Raw genomic sequence first — 16,446 nt, 5'->3', positions numbered from 1 at the left:
TCTGACCGTTTCAGATTGTCCTGGAGAGATGTTTGGAGCGGGCGATGAGATTCGAACTCACGACCCCAACCTTGGCAAGGTTGTGCTCTACCCCTGAGCTACGCCCGCATCCGAGTGGCTGTCCGGGTGACCCCGGCGCCTGAGGTGGGCTGTATATGCAGCAACACGATCCGGATTGCAACAGGGTTTTTCTCTGCCTGCCTTTCGTGCTCCCGGCTGTGGATGGTCGGTGGATTTTTCGCGCGCCGGCGGGCTTGTGCCGGTGCTGCCGCCTCGGCTACAGGGAGAGAAACGTGCAGCCGCCGGCGATCCGGCGCAGGCACCGCACCACGGAGGATCGCCCATGCCCGCAAGCCGTGCCGAGCTTCTGTCCTTTCTGGAGGACCTGGAGATTTCGAGCGAAACGCACGACCACCCGGCGGTCTTCACGGTCGAGGAATCGACCGGGATCCACGACAGAATTCCGGGCGGGCACACCAAGAACCTCTTCCTGAAGGACAAGAAGGGACGGCTCTTCCTCGTGGTCGCGCTGCATGACGCGGAGATCGACCTGAAGTCGATCCACGGCAAGATCGGCGCGCAGGGGCGCGTGTCCTTCGGCAAGGCGGATCTGCTGATGGAGGCGTTGGGCGTCGAGCCGGGCTCCGTCACGCCCTTCGCGCTGATCAACGATCGCACGGCGCAGCGGGTCACGCCGATCTTCGACGCGGCGATGATGGCGGTCGATCCGCTCAACTTCCATCCGCTGCAGAACACCGCGACGACGACGATTTCGGCCAGGGATCTGATGACCTTCGCCAAGGCCTGCGGTCACACGCCGCAGGTGATTGCGGTCAGCGGCGAGACGGTGTGAGGCCGTTTGAAATTTCACGCCACGACGCCCATGTTAGGCGCAACGAGACAGGCGAGCGCGCCCGGCGTCGGGCCCGCGCGGGATTGGGGATCACGACATGAGCAATGACGGCTTTTCGGTCGGAGGCAGCTTCGGCGGCAGTTTCGGCGGTGGCATGAGCGGCGGCGGCCAGCCGGCCGGCCCCTCCGGCGGCGCGGCGGCGGGCGACGTCGTCAAGGATGTCACCACCCAGACCTTCATGAGCGATGTCATCGAGGCGTCGCGCACCACGCCGGTGCTGGTCGACTTCTGGGCGCCCTGGTGCGGCCCCTGCAAGCAGCTCACCCCGGTGATCGAGAAGACCGTGCGCGACGCGCGCGGCGCCGTGGTGCTCGCCAAGATGAACATCGACGATCACCCGGAAGTGGCGGGCCAGCTCGGCATCCAGTCGATCCCGGCCGTGATCGCCTTCAAGGACGGGCAACCGGTCGACGGCTTCATGGGCGTGCAGCCCGAAAGCCAGATCAAGGCCTTCATCGAGCGCGTCGCAGGTCCGGTGGCGCCGAGCGATTTCGATCAGACGCTGGCCGCGGCGCAAGCCGCGCAGGAGGCCGGCGACATGCCGCGTGCGGCGGAGCTCTATGGCGCGGCGCTTGCGCTGGAGCCGCAGAACGTCAAGGCGCTTGGCGGGCTCGCGCAGGCCTATGTCGCGCTCGACGCGCTCGACCGGGCGAAGGAAATCCTGGCGCTGGCGCCGGCGGACAAGGCCAACGAGCCGGCGCTCGCGGCGGCGCGCGCGGCCATCGAACTCGCGGAACAGGCGGAAAATCTCGGCGATCTCGCCGAACTGGAAGCCCGGATCGCCTCCGATCCGGGCGATCATCAGGCCCGCTTCGATCTGGCCGTGGCGCTGGGCTCCGGCGCGCAGAAGGAACAGGCGGTCGACCATCTGATCGAGATCGTGCGTCGCGACCGCGAGTGGAACGAGGACGGGGCGCGCAAGCAGCTTCTGCAGTTCTTCGAGGCCTGGGGGCCGAAGGAGCCGGCGACCAGCTACGGCCGGCGCAAGCTGTCGTCGGTGCTGTTCCGCTAAACCGGGCGCGCCGCGCGTCGAGCCGCGCGGGCCGGGTGGTCCGCGCGGGCGGAACGTCCCATATAGACCGGTGTTGGAAAGACGTTCCGTAACCAGAGTGAGGTCGAATGCTTGCTGGCAATGTGACCTATTCCGATCCGTCCGACCTGCCGCAGACCGTGCCGCTGTTTCCGCTGACCGGCGCGGTGCTGCTGCCCAAGGCGCAGATGCCGCTCAACATCTTCGAGCCGCGCTATGTCGCGATGATCGACGCCGCGCTCAAGAGCGACCGGATGATCGGCATGATCCAGCCGGACTTTTCCCAGCCCGGCGTGGAGCAGTCCGAAACGCCGCCGCTGGTCGGCGTCGGCTGCGTGGGGCGGATCGTCGCCTATCAGGAAACCGGCGACGGCCGCTATCTGATCACGCTGACCGGCGTGTCGCGCTTCAAGCTGGAGGAAGAGCTGGAAACGGTCACCCCGTTCCGCATCGGCCGCATTTCGGCGCAAGGCTTTCCCGACGATTTCGAGACGGGGCACGGCGAGGATGCGGTCGACCGCAAGGGGCTCGTCGAGACCCTGCGCAGCTATCTCGAGGCCAACGATCTGGAAGCCGACTGGGACAGCATCGAGCGCGCCTCCACGGAGGTTCTGGTCAATGCGTTGTCGATGATGAGCCCCTATGGGCCGGCGGAAAAGCAGGCGCTGCTGGAAGCGCCGGACCTGAAGACGCGGGCCGAGACGCTGGTCGCCCTCACCGAGGTGGACCTGGCGCGCAGGCAGGGCGACGACGGCGGCGTGACGCTGCAATAGGGCCGGCCGGGAAAAGAAGGCCGCGCCCGCAAAAGGCTACGTGAGAAAGAGACGGACATGACGGACCAGACGGTGCATGAGCTCGACCGGAAGCTGCTGGAGCTTCTCGTGTGTCCGGTGACGAAGACCACGCTTGAGTATGACGCGGAAAATCAGGAGCTGATCTCCCGCGTGGCCAAGCTCGCCTATCCCATCCGCGACGGCATTCCGATCATGCTGCCCGACGAGGCACGCAAGCTCGAGGGCTGATGTGTTTCCCGCTCGAGACCGGTCAAGAAAAAAGCCGGTCGCATCCGCGACCGGCTTTCGTGTTTTGAGGCGTCGCCGGCCGTCAGGCCGAGAGCGCGTCGAGTTCGGCGACGATCGCGTCGCCCATCTGTGTCGTTGAGATGGTCGCTTCGCCCTTGGCCGCGATGTCGGCGGTGCGCAGGCCCTTGTCGAGCGTCCGGGCGATCGCCTTTTCCAGCATGTCGGCTTCCGCCACCAGCTCGAAGGAATAGCGCAGCGCCATGGCGAAGCTCGCGATCATGGCGATCGGGTTGGCCTTGCCCGTGCCGGCGATGTCCGGCGCGGAGCCGTGCACCGGCTCGTAGAGCGCCTTGCGCTTGCCCGTCGACGGGTCCGGGGCGCCGAGCGAGGCCGAGGGCAGCATGCCGAGCGAGCCGGTGAGCATGGCGGCTACGTCGGAGAGCATGTCGCCAAAGAGGTTGTCGGTGACGATCACGTCGAACTGCTTGGGCCAGCGCACCAGCTGCATGCCGCCGGCATCGGCCAGCATGTGTTCCAGCTCCACGTCCTCGTAGCCGTCCTTGTGCGCCTGGGTGACGACCTCGTTCCACAGAACGCCCGACTTCATGACGTTGCGCTTTTCCATCGAGGTGACCTTGCCGCGCCGGGTGCGCGCCAGCTCGAAGGCGGCCCGCGCGATGCGGTCGATCTCGTAGGATTCATAGACCTGCGTGTCCACGGCGCGCTTCTGGCCGTTGCCGAGATCGGTGATTTCCTTCGGCTCGCCGAAATAGACGCCGCCGGTGAGCTCGCGCAGGATCAGGATGTCGAGACCCTCGATCACGTCGCGCTTGAGCGAGGAGGCATCGGCGAGCGCGGGATAGCAGATCGCCGGCCGCAGGTTGGCGAAGAGCTGCATGTCCTTGCGCAGGCGCAGGAGGCCCGCTTCCGGGCGCACGTCATAGGGCACGCCGTCCCACTTCGGGCCGCCGACGGCGCCGAAGATCACCGCGTCCGCCGCCATGGCCTTGGCCATGTCGTCTTCGGAGATCGCCTGCCCGTGGGCGTCATAGGCCGAGCCGCCGACCAGACCTTCCTCGGTCTCGAAGGTGGCGGTGCCGCGCGCGCTGAACCACGCGAGGATCTTCTTCACCTCCTCCATGATCTCCGGGCCGATGCCGTCGCCGGGCAGGAGAAGAAGCTTGTGCGTGGTCATGGCGGTGCGTTTCCTCGGTTCGTGTTGACCCTCTGACGGGTTTGCTAAATCCTCGCCGCGGCCTTGGCAAGCGGCAGGGCGCTCAGCGCGTCTCGATGGTCTCCAGCGCGACGTTTCCGCCGCAGACCAGCACGCCGACGCGTTCGTCGCGGGCAGGCCGGTAGACCCCGCTGGTGAGTGCGGCCAGCGCGGCCGCGCCGCCCGGTTCCGCCGCGATCCGCACATCCGCCCAAAGCCGCGTCTGGGCATCGCGGATCGCCTCGTCGGAGACGACGAGGCTTTGCGCCACGCGCGGTGCGGCGAGCTCATAGACCAGATCGCCGCAGCGTTTGGCGCCGAGACTGTCGGCGGCCAGGCTTTCGACCGGCACGTCGACCGGGCGGCCGGAACTCAAGGCCGCGTGCAGCGCGCAGGCGCCTTCCGGCTCGACCGCGATCACCTTGACCGCCTCATGCAGCCAGACGGCACAGCCCGACACCAGCCCGCCGCCGCCGACCGCGATCAGCACGGTGTCGAGATCGGGAACCTGCTCCTGCCATTCGAGCGCCACGGTGCCCTGTCCGGCGATGGTCGCCGGCGCGTCATAGGCGTGAATGTCCATCGCGCCCGTCGCCGCGCGGTGGCGCGCGCAGGCCTCGGCCGCATCCGCATAGCGCGCGCCGCCGACATGCAGATGCGCACCCGATGCGCGAATGCGCGCGATCTTCGTCGGGCTGGAGGTTTCGGGCACGAAGATGTCGGCCGCATGCCCCAGCGCGCGCGCGGCATGGGCCACCGCCGCGCCGTGATTTCCGCCCGAGGCGGCGGCGACGCCGGCGGCGGGTACGGTCTGCGACAGCAGCGTGTTGAACGCCCCGCGCGCCTTGAACGAGCCTGAGTGCTGCAGCAGTTCCAGCTTCAGGGAGAGCGAGCGGTCCAGGCCGAAGCTGCCCGCGCCGCTCTCGATCACGGGGGTGCGGCGCACATGACCCGCGATGCGGGCGGCGGCGGCTTCGATGTCGGTGCGGGTGACGGTCATCAGGGGTCCTTCGGGCGGTCCTTCGAGGCGGCCAGATGCGCGGGGCCTGCGCGGGTCAGGGGGCAAGCCCCAGCGCGCCGCGCACGACCAGGATTGCGGCAAGCGCCGTCATAACAAGGCGGAAGCCCGCGCGAAAGCGCTCTTCCGGCATCCGCCCCAGGACCCGAGTGCCGGCGAGCGTGCCCAGGAAGCCGCTGGCGATCATCGCCGCGATCAACCCCGCCCAGGGCACGAAGGCGAAGCCGAGCAGGCCGAAGGCCACGATCTTGAACAGATGCATGACCAGTGCCGTCACGCCTTGCGTTGCGACGAAGCCGTGGCGCGGCAGATCGAGGGCGGAGAGCACCGCGCCGCCGATCGGGCCGGTGGCGCCGAAGACCATGCTCAGCCCGGTCGAGAGCGCCCCGGCGGCGGCCATGGCCCGGTGCGGCATGCGCGCGAACCGCGGACGCGGCCCCCAGACCACCCACAGCAGGAACAGCCCCAGCGCCAGGCGCAGCCCGTCGGCCGGCAATTGCACCGCGAGCGCGCCGCCGAGTCCGGCCCCGAGCACCGCGCCCGCGCAGAACCAAAGTGCTGCCGGCCAGTGAATGTGGGAGCGCAGCACCAGCGCCCGGCCGGCGTTGGAGCCAAGCTGCACCGCGCCGTGCACCGGCACCAGCGCGGCGACGGGCATGACCTGCGCCATTGCCGCGATCAGCAGCATCCCGCCGCCGAGGCCAAGTGCCGCGGTCACCGCCGAGGTGACGAAGCTGATCCCGACGAGGGCGAGTGCGGCCCAGACCGGCAGGTCCGGCGGCAAGAGGGAAAGAAGGGCGGTCACGGCCAGCGCGTGCGGGCGTAGTCCATCGCCTCGCGCAGGTCGAGCTGGCGCGTGGCGTTGCCGCTGCGCACGTAGAAATGCAGCTTGCCGCCGTCGCTCAGATAGACCGCGCGCGGCGCCGGCTGGACGAGGATCATGCACACGTCCTTGCCGTCGATGCTGGCGAAGGTCGTCTGCAGGGCCGGGTTCAGGTCGCCGCCGAGGAATTTGGCGACGATGCTCGTCACCGTCTGCTCGAAGCCGTCGCGGGTCGGCAGGCGCAAGGTGGCGTAGTCGTCCTCCAGCCCCAGAACGGTGCCGTCGTCGGCGACGCCGATCAGCAGCCGGCCGCCGCGCGCGTTGAAGAAGCCGGCGATGGTCTTGGCGATCACCGTTTCCAGCTGCTTGTTGATGCGCTGTTCCTTGACGTCCCAGCGCATGGTCGCCTTGAACTCGACGTCGGCGGTCTCGCCCTTTGCGATCAGGGCGGGGATTTCCTCGCCGTGAATCTCGCGGAAGAAGCGCAGGCCCTGCGAGGCCTCGACGTAGGAGCGGGTGAGCGCGCCGAAGGCGAGGCCCACCAGCGCGCCGAGACCGGCGAAGGCAAGCGTCATCTGCACATCGCGCGGGATCACGAACAGCAGCAGGCGGTCGGAGAGAAAGACGGGCAGCGAAGGAGGGTCCGGCGCGATCGCGCGGAACTCCAGCCAGACGATGGCGAGCACCGCCGGGTGGATCAGCACCAGGCCGACCAGCGCGCCGGCAAGCGCATAGGCCGCCAGCAGGGGCAGGCGGGTGCCGACGAAGCTGAACAATCGGGACACCATCGAAGATCCGGCACGGTGAGGCGGCAGCGGGCCCCTGCCGGGCAGTCCCGAGGGACGCCCGACGGGGAAGACAGGGGGAAGGCGCGGCTCAGTCGGCGGCCATCGCCGTTTCGACGAGTTTCACCCAGTAGGAGCAGCCGACGGGGATCAGCTCGTCGTTGAAGTCGTAGGCCGGGTGGTGGAGCATCGCGCTGTCGCCGTTGCCGGCGAAGATGAAGGCGCCAGGGCGCTCCTCCAGCATGAAGGAGAAGTCCTCGCCGCCCATGGTCGGCGGCACGTCGGTGTCGACATTGTCGGCGCCGGCGATCTCGCGGGCGATTCGGGCCGCGAAGTCGGTCTGCTCCGCGTGGTTTACCGTGATCGGGTAGTCGCGCTTGTAGTCGATCGTCGCCCTGGCGCCGAAGGCTTCGGCGATGGTCGGCACGATGGCCTTGAGCCGGGCTTCCGCGAGGTCGCGCACCTCCGGGTCGAGGGTGCGCACCGTGCCGCGCAGGACGGCCGTTTGCGGCACCACATTGTCGGTGAAGCCGGCGTTGAAGGTGGTCAGCGACACGACGACCGACTTGAGCGGATCGACGTTGCGGCTGGCGATCGACTGCACGGCCTGCACGATGTGGCTGCCGACGAGGATGGTGTCGACGCCCTCGTTGGGCTTGGCCGCGTGGCAGCCGATGCCCTCGATCTCGATGCGCAGCCGGTCGGCGGCGGCCATGATGCCGCCCGGGCGGATGTGGAAGGTGCCGACCGGCGCGCCGGGCAGATTGTGCATGCCGTAGACTTCCTGGATGCCGAAGCGGTCCATCAGCCCGTCGTCGATCATCGCCTTGGCGCCGGCGCCGCCCTCCTCCGCCGGCTGGAAGATCACCACCGCCGTGCCGTCGAAGTTGCGGGTCTCGGCGAGATACTTCGCCGCGCCGAGCAGCATCGCCGTGTGGCCGTCATGGCCGCAGGCATGCATCTTGCCGGGCACGGTCGAGGCGTAGGGCTTGCCCGTGATCTCCTCCAGCGGCAACGCGTCCATGTCGGCGCGCAGGCCGATCACCTTGCCCGAGGTGTCGCTCTTGCCGCGGATCACGCCGACGACGCCGGTCTGGCCGATGCCGGTGGCGATCTCGTCGACGCCGAAGGCCTTGAGCTTCTCCGCCACCACGGCGGCCGTGCGGTGGGTGTCGTAGAGCAGTTCCGGATGCGCGTGGATGTCCCGCCGCCATTCGGTGATTTCCTCGGCGAGATCGGCGAAACGGTTGATGATCGGCATGATGACCCTCGAAAGGTGGGAATGGTCGGAAGTGACGGTCTGATGTGCTGGCGCACGACGCGGCTGCATGGCGGCGCGCCCGTCGCCCCTCTGGCCGGTCGCGGTATTGAGGCCGAAACCCGGCGCCCGCGCAAGCCCCGCCGCGCGAAATTGTCGGACGAATGGACGGCTCCCTCAGCCCGTCGCGGGCGGACGCAGGCGAAACACGCTGGAGCGCTTGATCGCGTAGTCCTCGAGAGAACGGTTGACCGGAACGTCGTAGGTCGCGAGATGCGCGAGCCGGTCCTTCGGCAGATAGGCGCGGCCCGGATCGCCGATGAGCACGTCGATGCCGCGCGCCTGCGCCGCGTCGAGCCAGGCGAGCACGCGGGCCGCCATCGGGGCCTCGTAGAAAACGTCGCCGGTGAGCACCACGTCGACACCCGGCGGCGGGCTCGCGAGCAGATCGGCGCCCGTCGTCTCCACGCGGACCGCGTTGAGCGCGGCGTTGAGCGCCGTTGCGGCCAATGCGAAGGGGTCGATGTCGCTTCCCGTCACATGGGCCGCGCCGGCCCGCGCCGCGGCGATGGCGACCAGTCCCGAACCGGTGGCAAAATCGAGCACCCGGCGACCGGCCACCACCTCAGGGGTGTCGAGCACGTACCGTGCGAGCGCCTGCCCGCCGGCCCAGGCAAATGCCCAGAAGGGTGGCGGCAGGCCGATGGCCTGCAGATCGTCCTCGGTCTTCTGCCACAGGTCCATTGCCTCGTCGGCGAGATGCAGGCGGATCTCCGGCGCATGCGGCACGGCATGGATCGCGGTGTTGGCGCGGATGAAACCCGTGCGATCCGCCGCCGGGCTCAGGCGTGCGCTATCCCTCGGCAAGGCCGCCCATCTCGCAGACGATCTTCCATTCCTCTTCGGTGACCGGCTGCACGGAGAGCCGCATGGAGGTGACCAGCGACATCTGAGACAAGCGGGGCTCGGCCTTTACCTGAGCGAGCGTGACGGGCCTGGGCATGTCGCACACGGCCTTGACGTCGACACACTCCCAGCGCGGATCGTCGGTGGTCGAATCCGGGTGGATCTCGGCGCAGACCTCCACGATGCCGACCACCTCCTTGCCGATGTTGGAGTGGTAGAAGAAGCCGCGGTCGCCGATCTTCATCTCGCGCATGTTGTTGCGCGCCTGATAGTTGCGGATGCCGTCCCATTCCTCGCCGGCCTCGCCCTTGGCCTTCTGCATCTCCCAGGACCATTTGTCGGGCTCGGACTTGAAGAGCCAGTACCGCATGTCATGCCTCCGGATTGTTGATGACCCAGTTCCAGGGCCGGATTTCCACCGTCTCAAACAGTCCTGCGCGGGCATAAGGGTCCTCGCCCGCGATCGCCAGCGCTTCGTCGCGGTTCTCCGCCTCGATGACGACCAGCGAGCCGGTCATGCCGCCGTGGTCGTCGAGAAACGGGCCGGCGGCCTTGAGCTTGTCGCCCATGGCCTTGAGGTAGGCCAGATGGTCCTCGCGGGTCGCGGCGCGCAGATCCTGCGCGTGCGGCTTGTCGGTGCAGATCAGGGCATAGAGCATGGATCGTCCTCCAATCTTGGAAATTCTTAGAATTCAGTGTTCGCGTTTGAGCGGGCGGGTCATCAGCGCCTCGAGCGCGTCGTCGAGCGACAGGCGGCCGGCGAGAACTTCGGCGACCGCCTCGCAGATCGGCAGGTCGATGCCGTGGCGCCGCCCGAGTTCCACGGCGATGGCCGCCGACGCGGCGCCCTCGGCGAGCTTGCCGCCGCCGCCCGTCATCTCGGCCACCGTCCTTCCCTCGCCCAGCGCCTGGCCGAAGGCGAAGTTGCGCGATTGAGCGGAGCCGCAGGTCAGCACCAGATCGCCGAGCCCGGACAGACCGGTGAGCGTCTCGCGCGCGCCGCCGAGCGCCAGGCCCAGCCTCGTCAGTTCGGCGAAGCCGCGCGCGGTGAGCGCGGCCAGAGCGCTGGCGCCCCAGGCCTTGCCGGCGACCGCGCCGCAGGCAATGGCGAGCACGTTCTTCAGCGCGCCGCCGACCTGCACGCCGGTGATGTCGGTCGCCGCATAGGGGCGGAACTTGGGGCTTGCGAGCGCCAGCGACAGCGCGTCGGCGACCGCGCCGTCCTTCGCCGCCACGGTCACGGCGGTCGGCAGGCCGCGTGCCACGTCGGCGGCGAAGCTCGGACCCGACAGGACGGCGGGCACGGCGGCCGGGACTTCCTGCGCCAGAACGTCGGTAAGCAGAAGCCCGGTGTCGCGTTCGATCCCCTTGGCGCAGAGCACCACCGGCGTGCCGGGGCGCAGATGCGGCGCGAGCGCGCTTGTCATGGCGCGCGTCGTCTGCGCCGGGGTGACGAGCAGCACGACATCGGCGCCGACGACGGCGGTTGCCAGATCGGCGGTGGCGTCGAGCGGCGGATCGAGTGGGATGCCGGGCAGATAGGCCGGGTTTTCGCGCGTCGAGCGGATCGCCTCGACGGTGCCCGCATCGCGGGCCCACAGGCACACCTCGCGCCCGGCGCGCGCGGCGACCAGGGCAAGCGCGGTGCCCCAGGCCCCGCCGCCCAGAACGGCGATGCGGCGATAGTCGCTCATGCGCCCGCTCCGGTTGCGTGGCCCACAAGCCGGGGCTTCAGCGCCGCGAGCGGCGCATGAAATCCGGTGAAGAAGCCGGCGGGATCGAGCGCGAGTGCGGCGTCGATGTCCATCCAGAAAAGCTCGAAGCGGATCGGGTCGCCGCCCGCCGACGGGCTCATCTCGAAGTGCTCCCAGCGTGCGCGGCGGCGCGCCTGCGCCGTAACCGGCATCCGGGCGTGATAGAGGCGGCGGTGGTGCACATCGCGTCCGGCGGCATTGTCGTAGAGCACCATCTGTTCGGTGAGCGCGTCGAGCGCGTGCGGCAGGGCCAGGCCGGTCTCCTCGTGAAACTCGCGAAGCGCGGCCTGAAGATGGCTTTCGCCGGGATCGACCGTGCCGCCCGGCACCTGCAGGCCGACCCAGGGCTGGTCCGGCTGGCGGAACACCAGCAGGTCGCGCCCGGCGGTGAGATAGATATAGGCCTTGTGCTTGAGCTTGTCGTAGCGCGCCGGCATCGCGGCCACGACCTCGCCTTCCTCGAACCGTGGATCGGTCACGCCTTCGCTCCCTTGCGGCCCGCGCCATAGGCGGCCTGCGCCGTGTCGTCCAGCGGCCAGCGCGGGCGCGGCGCGGCATCCCGGTCGTCCAGGATCTCTCCCCGCGCGCGGGCCACGCGCAGCCGCTCGATTCCCGCCCAGGCGATCATCGCCGCATTGTCCGTGCACAGCCGCGCCGGAGGCGCGACGAGCCGGGCGCCGGCGTCATGCGCGACGCTGTCCAGCCTTGCGCGGATGGCGGTGTTGGCGGCGACACCGCCGGCGACCACCAGCACCGGGGGCGTGTCGGGATGGGCCTCGGCGAAGGCGGCGAGCGCGCGCCGGCTCTTCTCGCCGACCACATCGGTGACGGCGGCCTGAAAGCTGGCGCAGAGATCGGCAACGGCCTGCGCGTCGAGCGGCGCGGCCTCATAGGCGGCGGTGCGCACCGCGGTCTTCAGTCCGGCGAAGGACAGCGCCAGCCCGGGTCGGTCGAGCATCGGGCGCGGCAGGCGGAAGCGGGCGGGATCGCCGTCGCGCGCGGCGCGCTCCACCGCCGGGCCGCCCGGATAGCCGAGGCCCAGCAGCTTCGCCGTCTTGTCGAAGGCCTCGCCGATGGCATCGTCGATGGTCGACCCCAGCCGGCGATAGGCGCCGACGCCCTCCACCAGCAGGAACTGGGTGTGACCGCCGGAGACGAGCAGCAGCAGATAGGGAAAGGCGAGGTCGTCGGTGAGCCGCGCGGTCAGCGCGTGGCCTTCAAGGTGGTTGACCGCGACGAGCGGCTTGCCGGCGGCAAGCGCCACGGCCTTGGCGGTCATCAGCCCGACGATGACGCCGCCGATCAGGCCGGGGCCGGCGGTGGCCGCCACGGCGTCGAGATCCTCGAAGCCGACGCCGGCCTCGCTCATCGCCGTCTCGATCATGCGGTCGAGGATGGAGATATGGGCGCGGGCGGCGATTTCCGGGACGACGCCGCCGAAGGCGGCATGTTCGTCGACCTGGGAGCGGATCGCGTCGGACAGGACGATGCGCGCGCCGTCCGCTGTGCAGCGCACCACGGCGGCGGCGGTCTCGTCGCAGCTCGTCTCGATGCCGAGCACGGTCAGCGGCTGGTCGCGCACGGCTGTCCTTCTGGCCTCGCTTCGGGGTAAGGTTTCGGCCGCATTGGCCGATGTGCCATCAAACCCTATCATTCTCGTCCGCCCACCGGATGAGATCCCGCGTAGCACCAGGACCAATCTTCTTGCAAACAAAACCTTCAGCACCGCATTTGCGCATCGGAACCCGCGGCAGCCAGCTCGCGCTCGCCCAGGCCCACGAAACCCGCGACCGCCTGATGGCCGCGCACGGTCTTCCCGAAAGCGCCTTCGAGATCGTCGTCATCAAGACCTCCGGCGACATCATCCAGGACCGGCCGCTCTCCGAGGTCGGCGGCAAGGGGCTTTTCACCAAGGAAATCGAGGAAGCGCTCTACAGCGGCGACATCGACATCGCGGTGCATTCGGCCAAGGACATGCCCACCGTATTGCCGGACGGGCTGGAGCTGATCGCCTTCCTGCCGCGCGAGGACGTGCGCGACGCGTTCATCTCGCCCAAGGCCAAGCGCATCCAGGATCTGCCGCAGGGCGCGGTGGTCGGATCGTCGAGCCTGCGCCGCCAGGCGATGATCAAGCGGCTGCGCCCGGATATCGACGTGGTCATGTATCGCGGCAACGTGCAGACCCGGCTGCGCAAGCTCGCCGAGGGCGTGGTCGACGCGACCCTGCTCGCCCATGCCGGCCTGCGCCGGCTCGGGCTCGGCGACGTGGTCACCTCGGTGATCGAGCCCTCGGAATTCCTGCCGGCGGTGGGGCAGGCGGCGATCTGCATCGAGGCGCGCGCCGACGACACCGCCACCCGCGACCTGCTGGCGGCCATCCATCATCGCGAGACAGAGATCTGTCTGACGGCGGAGCGCGCGTTCCTCGGCGAGCTCGACGGCTCCTGCCGCACGCCGATCGGCGGCCTCGCCCGGCTCGACGGCGACCGTATCGCGCTGACCGGACTGATCCTGCGTCCCGACGGCAGCGAGGCGCATGAAACCGCGCGCGAAGGCGGCATCGCGGAAGCCGCCGAGCTCGGCCGCGACGCGGGCGCCGAATTGAAGGCGCGCGGCGGCCCGGACTTCTTTCGGGAGTGAGGTGATGGCCCGCGTGCTCGTGACCCGGCCGGAGCCGGCCGCAACCCGCACCGCGAGGCGGCTGACCGCGCGCGGGCATCGCCCCATCGTCGCGCCGATGCTGGTGATGCAGGCGCTCGCCCTGTCGCCGGACATCGCCGACGGCGGCGAGCCGGTGGTGGCGCTGACCAGCGCGCGCGCGGTGGAGGCGGTCGCCGGCACGCCGGCATGGAACCGTCTGGCCGGTCGCACTTTTGTTGCCGTGGGCTCCGCGACGGCAGAGGCGGCGCGTGCGGCGGGTGCGGCGGAGGTGATCGCCTGCGGCGGCACGCTGGAGACGGTCGTCGACCGGCTCGGCGAGATGCGTCCGGCCGGCGGCGTGCTCTATCTCGCCGGACGTCAGCGCTCGGGCGATCTGTGCGCCCGGCTTGCCGACCGTGGCATCGCCTGTCGCATGCAGGAGGTCTACGACATGGCCATCGCGCCGGTCTGGCCGGAGGCGGCGCGGCGCGCCATCGAGGAAGCCGGTCCGCTCAGCGTGCTGGTCTACTCGCGGCGCTCCGGCGAGGCGGCGGCCGCCGCCCTGTCGCAGGTCGCAGCACCGGGACCGGTGACCTTCGTCGCGATCTCCGAGCAGGCGGTGGAGCCCGTGCGGCATCTGGGCGCCTGCCGGGTGGCGGCGGCGCCCTGCGAAACGGAGTTGATCGCGCTTCTCGACGAGACGTGCTAATCGAAACGGGAAGGTCTGTTGCACTGCGATGGCACCGGCGAGGGCGCGTCCACACGGGGCGCACGGCGGGCGCGCGCGCCCCGCGCGATACGGGTCCGGTGGCGCGTGCGGAGGGTGCATCGCGGGGGAGCAGCGGACGATGAGAGGTGGCAAGGGAGACGATGTCCATGGCGGCCGATAGGAAAAAGCCGGACGCAAAAGGCGCACCGGGCAAGACGTCCGCGAAGCCGGGGAGCGGCGGGGGCCGCAAGCCGGTCACGATCGATCTCGATGCGAAGGACGTGACCGCGCCGAAGGCGGCGGACAGCGGCAAGGACGCGGCCGCCAAACCGTCCGGCGGGCCATCCACGGGGCCATCTACAGGGTCGTCCGGCGGGCAAAAGACAGATCCCTCCCGGCCCGGCGCTTCGGCTGCCGGGGCCGCGGGGTCCGGCTCCGGCGCGGGCGGTGGCAGCGCGCCAGGCCAGAAGCCGGACCAGACATCGGACACAAAGACCGACCCGAAGACCGATCCGAAATCCGGCACGACGTCCGGCCCGGCAGCAGGGGCGAAACCCGAGACGAAATCCGGCGCGGGGCCGGCGACGACGCCGGGTGGCGGAACCGCGACGTCGTCGGCCGGCTCGTCGACACCCTCGGGCGGACCCAAAACGACGGCCGGTTCGGCCGGATCGGGTCCGGCAGGCGCCGCAAGCGCGACCGGCACGCCCGGGGGCGGCACTGCGGGCAAGACGGGAGCCTCCGCCGCGAGCGGTCACCAGGGGGCGGGCGGAAAGCCGGACGCTTCGGCGAAACCGTCGGACACGAAACCGGCGGACACGAAACTGTCCGAGGCCAAGACCTCGGGCGCGTCCGCGACCGGACCGAAGCAGACCGGGGCCTCAGAAACCAGGACGCCCAACCCCAAGATGTCCGATTCCAAGACGTCCGGAACCGGGGCGGGCGGGCCGACGGCGTCCGGTGCGAAACCGCAAACGGCGGCGTCCGCGACCTCCGACAAGGCATCGTCCTCCGGCGCGGGCATTGGCGGTCTTCTGGCGGCCTCCATTCTGGGCGCGGCGGTGGCGCTCGGCGGCGTCTACGGCGCGCATCGGGCCGGCTATCTGCCGGTCGAGACGGGCGCGGATGCCGATCTCCAGGCCGCGCTGACGGCGGCGCAAAGCCGCGTCGCGGGTCTGGAAGAGCGCGTGGCCGGGCTGTCCGAGGCGCAGGAGCGCGCGGCCGGCGACGATGGCGCGGTCGAGACCCTGCGGGGGCAGATCTCCGCGCTGGAGGAGCGCGTCGCGGCCCTTGCCGCCGCACCGGACGCGGGCGATCTGCCCGAGGATGTGGCGGGCCGGCTCGACGCGGTGGAAAGCGGGCTTGGCGAATTGCGCCGCTTCGTGTCCTCCGGCGGGGCCGGGGAAACGGCCGGCCTGGCGAGCCTCGAACAGTCTCTCGCCGGTCTCTCCGATCAGGCGCGGGACAACGCGGAGTCCGTCTCGGCGCTGGGCGAGCGGGTCGATGCGCTGTCGGCCGAGCTGGAGGCCGATCCGGGCACGGACGCGCTTGCCGCCCGGGTCGGGGAGCTGGAGACCGCCCTTGCTGGCGCGCAGGACACCGCCTCCGGCCTTGCCGGCTTGCGCGAGACCGTCGACGCGGTGGCGCAGACCGTGGCCGCACAGGGCGAGACGGCGGGCCAGCAGGCCACGACGCTGGAGGCGGTGCGGACCGATCTCGGTGCGTTGGAGGAGCGGCTCGGCGCCCGGTTGTCCGATCTTTCGGCGCAGGTGTCGGCGCTGGACGAGCGTTTGACGCCGGTCGAGGCGCGTATCGGCGATGCCACGGCGCGGGAAACGGCGGCGCGTGCGCTCGCCGTGTCGCGGCTCAAGGCCGCGCTCGACCGCGGCGCGCCCTTCGAGACGGAACTCGCGGCGGTTGCCGCCGCGCTGCCGCAGGATGCCGATCTGGGCGTTCTGTCCGAGCGGGCCGGCGACGGCGTGCCCACCCAGGCCACGCTCAAGGCGCGTTTCGGCGCGGTGGCCCGGTCCATGAGCGCCGCGCTCGACCGGCCGGCCGACGGCGATGTGGTCGACAGCTTCTGGTCCAATGCGCGCTCGCTGGTGTCGATCCGCCAGCCGGGCGATACGGACGCCGACACGCCCGCGGCCGCGCTCGGACGCATGGAAGCCCGGGTCGAGGCCGGCGATTTCGCTGGTGCGGTGGAGGCCTATGAGACCCTGCCCGAAGCCGTCCGCGCGGCCGGTGCGGATTGGGTCGCCGATGCGCGCGCGCGGGTCGCGGCCGATCGTCTGGTGGACCTTGTGACCGCCGACGTGCTCAAATCGCTGGGATCGGCGTCGAATTGAGGCCGGATCCGTCGGCGCGGGCACGGC

General features: G+C 70.2%; 18 protein-coding genes and 1 tRNA gene. 7 read left to right on the top strand and 12 right to left on the bottom strand.

Annotated features, from left to right (window positions below):
* Window positions 1-33: 33 nt before the first annotated feature.
* Window positions 34-108 (bottom strand) — tRNA-Gly (locus tag ABL312_RS17615).
* Window positions 109-343: 235 nt separating this feature from the next.
* Between ABL312_RS17615 and ABL312_RS17610 the strand changes: the two genes are divergently transcribed.
* From ABL312_RS17610 to ABL312_RS17595, 4 genes are all read left to right on the top strand, one after another.
* Window positions 344-853 (top strand): prolyl-tRNA synthetase associated domain-containing protein, encoded by a 510-nt coding sequence (locus tag ABL312_RS17610; protein ID WP_349358709.1) that lies wholly within the window; start codon window positions 344-346, stop codon window positions 851-853.
* A 97-nt stretch (window positions 854-950) separates the two neighbouring features.
* Window positions 951-1,925: a thioredoxin gene (trxA, locus tag ABL312_RS17605; protein WP_349358708.1), complete on the top strand. Its 975-nt coding sequence runs from the start codon at window positions 951-953 to the stop codon at window positions 1,923-1,925.
* 107 nt (window positions 1,926-2,032) lie between these two features.
* Entirely contained in the window at window positions 2,033-2,716 is a 684-nt protein-coding gene (locus tag ABL312_RS17600; RefSeq protein ID WP_349358707.1) for an LON peptidase substrate-binding domain-containing protein, read from the top strand.
* 57 nt (window positions 2,717-2,773) lie between these two features.
* Entirely contained in the window at window positions 2,774-2,965 is a 192-nt protein-coding gene (locus ABL312_RS17595) for a Trm112 family protein (RefSeq protein WP_349358706.1), read from the top strand.
* Window positions 2,966-3,047: 82 nt separating this feature from the next.
* Here ABL312_RS17595 and leuB read toward each other — a convergent pair whose 3' ends face one another.
* The 11 genes from leuB to tsaD form a co-directional block, all read right to left on the bottom strand.
* Window positions 3,048-4,160, bottom strand: coding sequence for a 3-isopropylmalate dehydrogenase (gene leuB, locus ABL312_RS17590; RefSeq protein ID WP_349358705.1), 1,113 nt, complete (start codon window positions 4,158-4,160; stop codon window positions 3,048-3,050).
* Between the two features lie 82 nt (window positions 4,161-4,242).
* Window positions 4,243-5,178: a threonine/serine dehydratase gene (locus ABL312_RS17585; RefSeq protein WP_349358703.1), complete on the bottom strand. Its 936-nt coding sequence runs from the start codon at window positions 5,176-5,178 to the stop codon at window positions 4,243-4,245.
* Window positions 5,179-5,233: 55 nt separating this feature from the next.
* Window positions 5,234-6,001, bottom strand: a complete 768-nt coding sequence (locus tag ABL312_RS17580) for a TSUP family transporter (protein WP_349358702.1) — start codon at window positions 5,999-6,001, stop codon at window positions 5,234-5,236.
* Complete coding sequence (locus ABL312_RS17575; RefSeq protein WP_349358701.1) at window positions 5,998-6,807, bottom strand: ATP-binding protein; 810 nt, start codon at window positions 6,805-6,807, stop codon at window positions 5,998-6,000. The genes ABL312_RS17580 and ABL312_RS17575 overlap by 4 nt, the downstream gene beginning before the upstream one ends.
* An 88-nt stretch (window positions 6,808-6,895) precedes the next feature.
* Window positions 6,896-8,065 carry a M20 aminoacylase family protein gene (locus ABL312_RS17570; protein WP_349358700.1) on the bottom strand — a complete coding sequence of 390 codons (1,170 nt, stop codon included), beginning with the start codon at window positions 8,063-8,065 and terminating at the stop codon, window positions 6,896-6,898.
* A 174-nt stretch (window positions 8,066-8,239) separates the two neighbouring features.
* The gene (locus ABL312_RS17565) at window positions 8,240-8,908 is read right to left on the bottom strand and encodes a methyltransferase (RefSeq protein WP_374730215.1); all 669 of its coding nucleotides are present in this window, start codon (window positions 8,906-8,908) and stop codon (window positions 8,240-8,242) included.
* A 7-nt stretch (window positions 8,909-8,915) separates the two neighbouring features.
* Window positions 8,916-9,338 (bottom strand): EVE domain-containing protein, encoded by a 423-nt coding sequence (locus ABL312_RS17560; RefSeq protein WP_349358698.1) that lies wholly within the window; start codon window positions 9,336-9,338, stop codon window positions 8,916-8,918.
* A gap of 1 nt (window position 9,339) precedes the next feature.
* Entirely contained in the window at window positions 9,340-9,627 is a 288-nt protein-coding gene (locus ABL312_RS17555) for a YciI family protein (protein WP_349358697.1), read from the bottom strand.
* Window positions 9,628-9,660: 33 nt separating this feature from the next.
* Window positions 9,661-10,662 (bottom strand): NAD(P)H-dependent glycerol-3-phosphate dehydrogenase, encoded by a 1,002-nt coding sequence (locus tag ABL312_RS17550; RefSeq protein WP_349358696.1) that lies wholly within the window; start codon window positions 10,660-10,662, stop codon window positions 9,661-9,663.
* Entirely contained in the window at window positions 10,659-11,201 is a 543-nt protein-coding gene (locus tag ABL312_RS17545) for an NUDIX domain-containing protein (RefSeq protein ID WP_349358695.1), read from the bottom strand. Before ABL312_RS17545 ends, ABL312_RS17550 begins: the two co-directional genes overlap by 4 nt.
* Window positions 11,198-12,304, bottom strand: coding sequence for a tRNA (adenosine(37)-N6)-threonylcarbamoyltransferase complex transferase subunit TsaD (gene tsaD / locus ABL312_RS17540; RefSeq protein WP_349358694.1), 1,107 nt, complete (start codon window positions 12,302-12,304; stop codon window positions 11,198-11,200). The genes ABL312_RS17545 and tsaD overlap by 4 nt, the downstream gene beginning before the upstream one ends.
* A gap of 89 nt (window positions 12,305-12,393) precedes the next feature.
* On the opposite strand from tsaD, the gene hemC reads away from it, so the two are divergent.
* From hemC to ABL312_RS17525, 3 genes are all read left to right on the top strand, one after another.
* The gene (hemC, locus tag ABL312_RS17535) at window positions 12,394-13,362 is read left to right on the top strand and encodes a hydroxymethylbilane synthase (protein ID WP_349361446.1); all 969 of its coding nucleotides are present in this window, start codon (window positions 12,394-12,396) and stop codon (window positions 13,360-13,362) included.
* A 4-nt stretch (window positions 13,363-13,366) separates the two neighbouring features.
* On the top strand, window positions 13,367-14,071 hold the full coding sequence (locus ABL312_RS17530) for a uroporphyrinogen-III synthase (protein WP_349358693.1): 705 nt from the start codon (window positions 13,367-13,369) through the stop codon (window positions 14,069-14,071).
* A gap of 908 nt (window positions 14,072-14,979) precedes the next feature.
* On the top strand, window positions 14,980-16,419 hold the full coding sequence (locus tag ABL312_RS17525) for a mitofilin family membrane protein (protein ID WP_349358692.1): 1,440 nt from the start codon (window positions 14,980-14,982) through the stop codon (window positions 16,417-16,419).
* Window positions 16,420-16,446: the final 27 nt, after the last annotated feature.

Source organism: Stappia sp., from assembly GCF_040110915.1.
In the GTDB taxonomy this organism is placed as follows: domain Bacteria; phylum Pseudomonadota; class Alphaproteobacteria; order Rhizobiales; family Stappiaceae; genus Stappia.
Note: the sequence above shows the minus strand (reverse complement) of the source record. Positions and strands in the feature narration are given on the sequence as shown.